This window comes from Thermoflexus sp. (assembly GCF_042408365.1).
In the GTDB taxonomy this organism is placed as follows: Bacteria; Chloroflexota; Anaerolineae; order Thermoflexales; family Thermoflexaceae; genus Thermoflexus.
This window is the reverse complement of sequence record NZ_JBHOQJ010000136.1, coordinates 1-5,885: the sequence shown is the minus strand read 5'-3', so window position 1 is coordinate 5,885 and position 5,885 is coordinate 1. Positions and strand designations below refer to the sequence as shown.

Below are 5,885 nucleotides of genomic sequence, written 5' to 3'. Positions count from 1 at the left end.
ACCTCGGAGTACATGCGGGTGATCCAAGGGGCCAGCGTGGGGATGATGGCCGCGATCGTGGCCAGTTTCATGGAGCCCGCCCTGGTGATCGCCCGGGGCTGGCTGCTGCTCTCCTGGGCGCTTTCCATTGGGATGGTCGGGTTCACCCGCTTCCTCGCCCGCCGGGCCGTCTACGCCCTTCGGGCCCGGGGGAAATGGATGGTCCCGGCCTTGATCGTGGGCGCGGACGAGGAAGCCCGCATGGTGGCCGAGCAGCTCCGCTCCTCCCCCATCTCCGGGATGATCCTGCTGGGCGTCCTGGACTCCCGCCTTCCCCGCGGTAAGGAAGTGCTGCCCGGCCTCTCTGTGCTGGGGACCCTGACGGATCTCCCCCGCTTGATCGAACAATTCGGGGTCCGCGAGGTGATCGTCTCCGCCAGCGCCTTGCCCCGGGAAGCCCTGGTGGAGCTCTTCCGCAGCTTCGCCTTTCATCCCCAGGTGAACCTGCGCCTCTCCTCAGGCCTCTACGAGCTCCTGGCCACTGGGACCGAGGTGCGGGAGGTGATGGGGGTTCCCCTGCTCTACTGGCGGCGGCTCCGCCTCTCGCCGCTGGAGCAATTCTTAAAGGCGGCGATGGATTACACCCTGACGGCCATCGCGCTCCTCCTTCTGGCTCCGGTGTTTTCGCTCATCGCCCTGGCCATTAAGCTCGACTCCCCTGGGCCGGTGCTCTACCGGCGACGTGTGGTTGGATTAGGGGGGAAGCTCTTCGACGCGTTCAAGTTCCGCACGATGGTGGTGAACGCCGAGGCCCTTCTGGAGCAAAACCCCGCCCTCAAGGAGGCTTTTCAGCAGAACTACAAGCTGAAGGACGACCCGCGCGTCACGCGGGTCGGGCGGTTCTTGCGCCGCTGGAGCTTAGACGAGCTCCCCCAGCTCTTCAACGTCCTGCGGGGAGGGATGAGCCTGGTGGGACCGCGCATGTTAACGCCCGAGGAGATCTCCCGCTACGGGCGCTGGGCGTTGAACCTCCTCACCGTCAAGCCCGGCATCACCGGGCTCTGGCAGGTCTCCGGGCGAGCGGATCTGCCCTACAGCGAGCGGGTGCGGTTGGATCTGTTCTACATTCGCAACTACAGCTTGTGGTTGGACCTGGCCATCCTGGCCCAGACGATCCCGGCGGTCATCCGGAAGCGGGGAGCATACTAATATGCGATGCCCACTCCCCGGAGGGCGCGCCTCCTGCAAAGGGTAGGCATTCTCTGGGATGCCCGCTGTAGGGGCAGGCCTAGTGCCCCCCATGGAGGGGCACCCACAAAGGGTGCCCCTCCCCCATCCCACGGCCATTCCCCACGGAAATTCCCTGCGGAAAGATCCTCCTCACACATTGGAGAGGCCGCCGCGTGCGAAGGGTTCGACAAAACAGCTCGCCCTGCTTTAGAATTCTCCTTTGGGAATGGGACGGGTCGCCCTCGGCGGCCTATACCGACTGGGAAGCCCCAAGACGGAGTTCACGGGGAGCGATCGAACATGCGGATCCGTTGTCGGAAGTGCGGCCAGGAGGCGGCCATCTTGATGCGACAGCACCGGCTGGCCTTGTGCGCGGAGCACTACCTGGAATGGTTCGTGGAGCAAACCGAGCGGACCATCCGGATGTTCCGGATGTTCGACCGTTCGGAACGGGTGCTGGTGGCCGTCTCCGGAGGAAAGGACTCCCTGAGCCTGTGGGATGTGCTGTTGCGTCTGGGCTATCAGGCCGACGGGCTCTACATCGGCCTGGGCATCGATGGGGGCATCCAGTATTCCGACCAATCCTACGAGAAATGCCGCCGCTTCGTGACGGAGCGCTGGCCGCAAGCCCGGCTCATCGTGGTCGACGTCAAAGAGATGTACGGCGAGACGATCCCGGAGGTCGCCGCTCGGACCATGCGGGGCCGGGACAAGCCGTGCGCCGTGTGTGGGTTGATCAAGCGCTACATTATGAACCGCGTGGCTTACGATGGGGGCTACGCGGCCTTGGCCACCGGCCACAACCTGGACGATGAGGTGGCCGTGCTCTTCGGGAACGTCATGAACTGGCAGGTCGGTTACATGGCCCGCCAAGGCCCGGTGTTGCCGGCCTCCCGCCCGGGCTTGGCCCGCAAAGTGAAGCCCTTCTGCCGCTTCTACGAGCGGGAGACCGCGGCCTACGCGCTGCTGCGAGGCATCGACTATATCTACGACGAGTGCCCTTACGCCGAGGGCTCGACCAGCATCGCCCACAAGGAGTGGCTGGCCAAGTTGGAGGAAGAGCGGCCCGGCACGAAATTGCGCTTCTACCTGGGCTTCTTGAAAGCCAAAGAAGAGGGCTGGATCTCTTTCCGGTCCGATGAGGCGGAGCTTCATGCTTGCGAGAAGTGTGGGCAGCCCACCTCCGCCCCTGGGATCTGCGCCTTCTGCCGGCTCTGGGAGCGCCGATCCCCCGCGCGCCCGCTCTCGACCCCGGTCCTGACTTCCGGGGGTTGAATCCGGGCGCGCCTGCGCTCGGCGTTCCAACCCAGCGGCCTCGAACCCGTTTTGAGATTTCTTCCCGGATCGCCTCGGAGGGAGGCAACCGTGCGAATCGTCTCGCTGCTCCCCGGCGCCACGGAGCTGGTGTGCGCCCTCGGCCTGGAAGACCATCTGGTCGGCGTCTCCCACGAATGCGACTTCCCGCCGGAGGTCGTGGCCTCGCTGCCCCGGCTCACCCGCAGCGCCCTGCCCGAGGGGCTCACCGACCCCGCCGCCATCGACGCGGCGGTCCGGGAGAAGGCCCGGCGTGGGGAACCGCTCTATCTCATCGATGAAGAACGGCTCGCCGCGCTGGAGCCCGATTTGATCCTCACCCAGGCGCTGTGCGAGGTGTGCGCGGTCCCGGCCGGCCAGGCCCTCCGGGCCTCCCAACGGCTTCGGTCCTCGCCCCAGGTGATCGGGGTCAACACCTATCGCCTGGAGGACCTTTTCGTCGCTTTGCGCCAGATCGCGGAGGCCGCCGGGGTGCCGGAGCGGGCCGAGGGCTTGATCCGGGAATGGCGCGCCCGGCTGGCCCGGGTGGAGGCCGCGGTGAGCGGGGCGCCCCGCCCGCGGGTCCTGCTGCTGGAATGGCTCGATCCCCCCTTCGGCTGCGGCCACTGGGTCCCTAAGATGGTCGAGATCGCCGGGGGAACGGAGGTCATCGGGCGGCCCGGGGAGCCCTCCCGGCGGATCCGGTGGGAGGAGGCACTGGAGGCCGAGCCCGAGGTCATCGGCCTCATCCCCTGCGGTTATCGATTGCCCGAGGTCATCGCCGCGCGAACGCTTCTGGAGCGCCTGCCCTTCTGGCGGTGGTTCCCGGCGGTCCGGATGGGGAACGTCTACGCGCTGGAGGCCTCGGCCTACTTCAGCCGGCCCGGCCCCCGCACCATCGACGGCGTCGAGCTGTTGGCCGCCGTCCTCCATCCGGATCGATTCCATACCGACCTGGTGGATCAAGCGGCCTGTCGCCTCGCCATGAGCGAATAAGGAGGATCGGATGCGATTCTGGCAGGACCTGATGATCTTCGCCGGGATCTACGCCCTGATCTTCACGATCATCTGGCGGCGCCTTCAGCGCCGCAGGTCGCTGTGATCGCCCTCCTCCGGGCTCGGAGAGTGTCTAAGAAATACGCAGGAAGCCACATCACGATTCCGCCCTTCTCACGCTACGCCCATCTGGGTACCCAGGGTTTCCTTCTGGGGGCTTTTTGGGCTGAGCCGCCCGCCTTCGGCGCGCGGCTCAGCCCAAAAAATTTCTTTTCCCCACGGCCCAAAGGGCCGTGGGGAGGGGGGATGAAGAGGGGTGGGGCCGTTGGCCTTCTTCCTCAATCGGATGAAGCGCTCGTTCGAGAGAAACCAACATGATGGAAGAGCGAACGCCGCGTCTGCGGGAGCCGTTGATCGTGCTGGCCGCGCTGGCCCTGGGGCTGATCTGGGGCGTCAACGCCCTCACCAACCGGGATCCGATTTGGTTTTGGCCGTGGCTCAACGCCCAAGCCGCGGAGATCCGGATCACCGCCGCGGGCCGCGAATACGTGTTCACGCCCGGAACGCCGGGTTATGATCAGCTGAACCAGGCCCTGAACCAGGTCCTCTCCGGCTTCAACATCGAGGGCTACGAGCCCCGAATCGGGCTTTCCGAAGCCACCTTGTCCGAATACCGCCAAGGGCCTCGGACGCTGACGGTGTGGGCGCGCTACGACCCCCCTATCCAGATCCACACCGCTTACTTCTTCCCACGGGCGGACCTGTTGATCATCCCCCTCCGGGGGCCGCATGCGGAATTGCGCCCGGTCTTCGGGGCGCTCCACGGCGTGATCCGGCTGGGGGCGTTGCGCCTGCGAGATCGCCAAGCGCTGGAAAAGGCCATCCAGGAGGCCCTCCCATGAACCGTCCTTTGCTCGCGCCCTCCGAGCTGGAGATCCTCATCGCTCGATTCGGCCCCCAGCCGCAGCATCACGCGACGGTCGTTGGAGACGGTTGGTGGGAGGAAGTGCGCCAAAGCCTGAACCGGCGTCGGGGGGAGGTCCTCCTAGTCATCCAACGCCCGGACGGCCAGCTGTTGGTGCACACCAAGGCGTTTTACCCCCCGGATGCGTACCGCCTGTTGACCGGCGGGATCGGTTGGGAGGAGACCGCTTGGGCGGCCATGCATCGGGAGATGGCGGAGGAGACCGGCCTGCCTGTGCATTCGGCCGCATGGTGGGGATTGATCACCTATACGCTCTATCCCTCCGAAGGCGCGCTGGACCAAGGCCTTCCGTTCGTTTCATTCGTTTTCCACATCCGCACCGAGGGGGAGCCCCGGGCGGCGGACCGCTCGGAGCAAATCGCGGCCTTCCGTTGGATCCCTCCGGAGGCTCTCCCCGAGATCGCCCACCGCTTGGAGCAATTGGATCGCCCGTGGCGGGGCTGGGGGGCCTTTCGGGCGATCGGGCATCGTTTCGTGTGGGAACACCATCGGGAGCGATTGATCGTTGGAGGATAAGGCGGTGACCGACTATGGCCTTTCCGGGAAGAAGTTCGTCGCCATCGCGGGGAACATCGGGGTGGGCAAATCGGCGCTCACGGAGCGGCTGGCGGAGGCGCTGGGGTGGGAGCCATTCTTTGAGGCGGTGAATGACAACCCCTACCTGGCCGATTTTTACCAGGATATGGCCCGCTGGAGCTTCCACTCCCAAATCTTTTTCCTGGGGCGACGGCTCCGCCATCACATCATGATCCTTCAGCGGCCTCACTCCGTGATCCAGGATCGCACGATCTATGAGGACGCGGAGATCTTCGCCAGAAACCTTTACGAACGGGGAGACCTCAGCGAACGAGATTGGCGGGTCTACCGCGAGCTTTACGAAACCCTGTTGATGTTCCTCCCGCCCCCCGATCTGGTGCTGTATCTACGGGCTTCGGTCCCTACCCTGCTACACCGCATCGCCCTGCGGGGCCGTCCCTTCGAACGGGCCATCGCCCCGGATTACCTGGCCCGTCTGAACGATCTCTACGAGGAATGGATCAGGAGCTTCGATCAGTGTCCCGTGCTCACCATCCCTGCGGATCGCTTGGATTTCGTTCACCACCCTCATCACCTCCGCCTGATCGTCGATAAGGTGATTGAGAAGTTGCGAGGGAAGGAGGTAGTCACCTTCGAGGACGATGGGGAGGATCTCCCCTGATCCCCTTCGGCCAGCTGAGGTTCGGACACGAGTTGGGACATCGAGCGGGTGGGGGCCTCACCCCGCCTCCAGGTCGGCGTTGCGATCCAGGGCTTTTCCATGTTCCGGGGGTTTCTGGGGCTGGGCCGGAACGGGCGCTAATGGAATTTAACGTTTAACGAATTCATCCCTATATGGGAGTTTGGGGGCGAGCTGGGCGCCTTC

The 5,885-nt window shown here is 65.2% G+C and carries 6 protein-coding genes; all 6 read left to right on the top strand.

Annotation, left to right across the window (positions count from 1 at the left end; translation table 11 throughout):
• Positions 1 to 1,188 (top strand): sugar transferase (locus ACFMO5_RS06250; protein WP_376791897.1); only part of this gene is annotated, 1,188 nt, incomplete at its 5' end.
• Between the two features lie 327 nt (positions 1,189 to 1,515).
• On the top strand, positions 1,516 to 2,484 hold the full coding sequence (locus tag ACFMO5_RS06245) for a TIGR00269 family protein (protein WP_376791898.1): 969 nt from the start codon (positions 1,516 to 1,518) through the stop codon (positions 2,482 to 2,484).
• A gap of 90 nt (positions 2,485 to 2,574) precedes the next feature.
• Positions 2,575 to 3,498: a cobalamin-binding protein gene (locus ACFMO5_RS06240; protein WP_376791896.1), complete on the top strand. Its 924-nt coding sequence runs from the start codon at positions 2,575 to 2,577 to the stop codon at positions 3,496 to 3,498.
• 377 nt (positions 3,499 to 3,875) lie between these two features.
• Positions 3,876 to 4,400, top strand: coding sequence for a hypothetical protein (locus tag ACFMO5_RS06235; RefSeq protein WP_376791895.1), 525 nt, complete (start codon positions 3,876 to 3,878; stop codon positions 4,398 to 4,400).
• On the top strand, positions 4,397 to 4,999 hold the full coding sequence (locus ACFMO5_RS06230) for an NUDIX hydrolase (protein WP_376791894.1): 603 nt from the start codon (positions 4,397 to 4,399) through the stop codon (positions 4,997 to 4,999). Before ACFMO5_RS06235 ends, ACFMO5_RS06230 begins: the two co-directional genes overlap by 4 nt.
• Positions 5,000 to 5,003: 4 nt before the next feature.
• On the top strand, positions 5,004 to 5,681 hold the full coding sequence (locus tag ACFMO5_RS06225) for a deoxynucleoside kinase (RefSeq protein ID WP_376791893.1): 678 nt from the start codon (positions 5,004 to 5,006) through the stop codon (positions 5,679 to 5,681).
• Positions 5,682 to 5,885 lie beyond the last annotated feature (204 nt).

What these genes read in the sequence shown, in the direction of transcription:
- ACFMO5_RS06235 (WP_376791895.1), top strand. Translation starts at nt 3,876, where the DNA reads ATGGAAGAGCGAACGCCGCGTCTGCGGGAGCCGTTGATCGTGCTGGCC.
- ACFMO5_RS06230 (WP_376791894.1), top strand. Translation starts at nt 4,397, where the DNA reads ATGAACCGTCCTTTGCTCGCGCCCTCCGAGCTGGAGATCCTCATCGCT.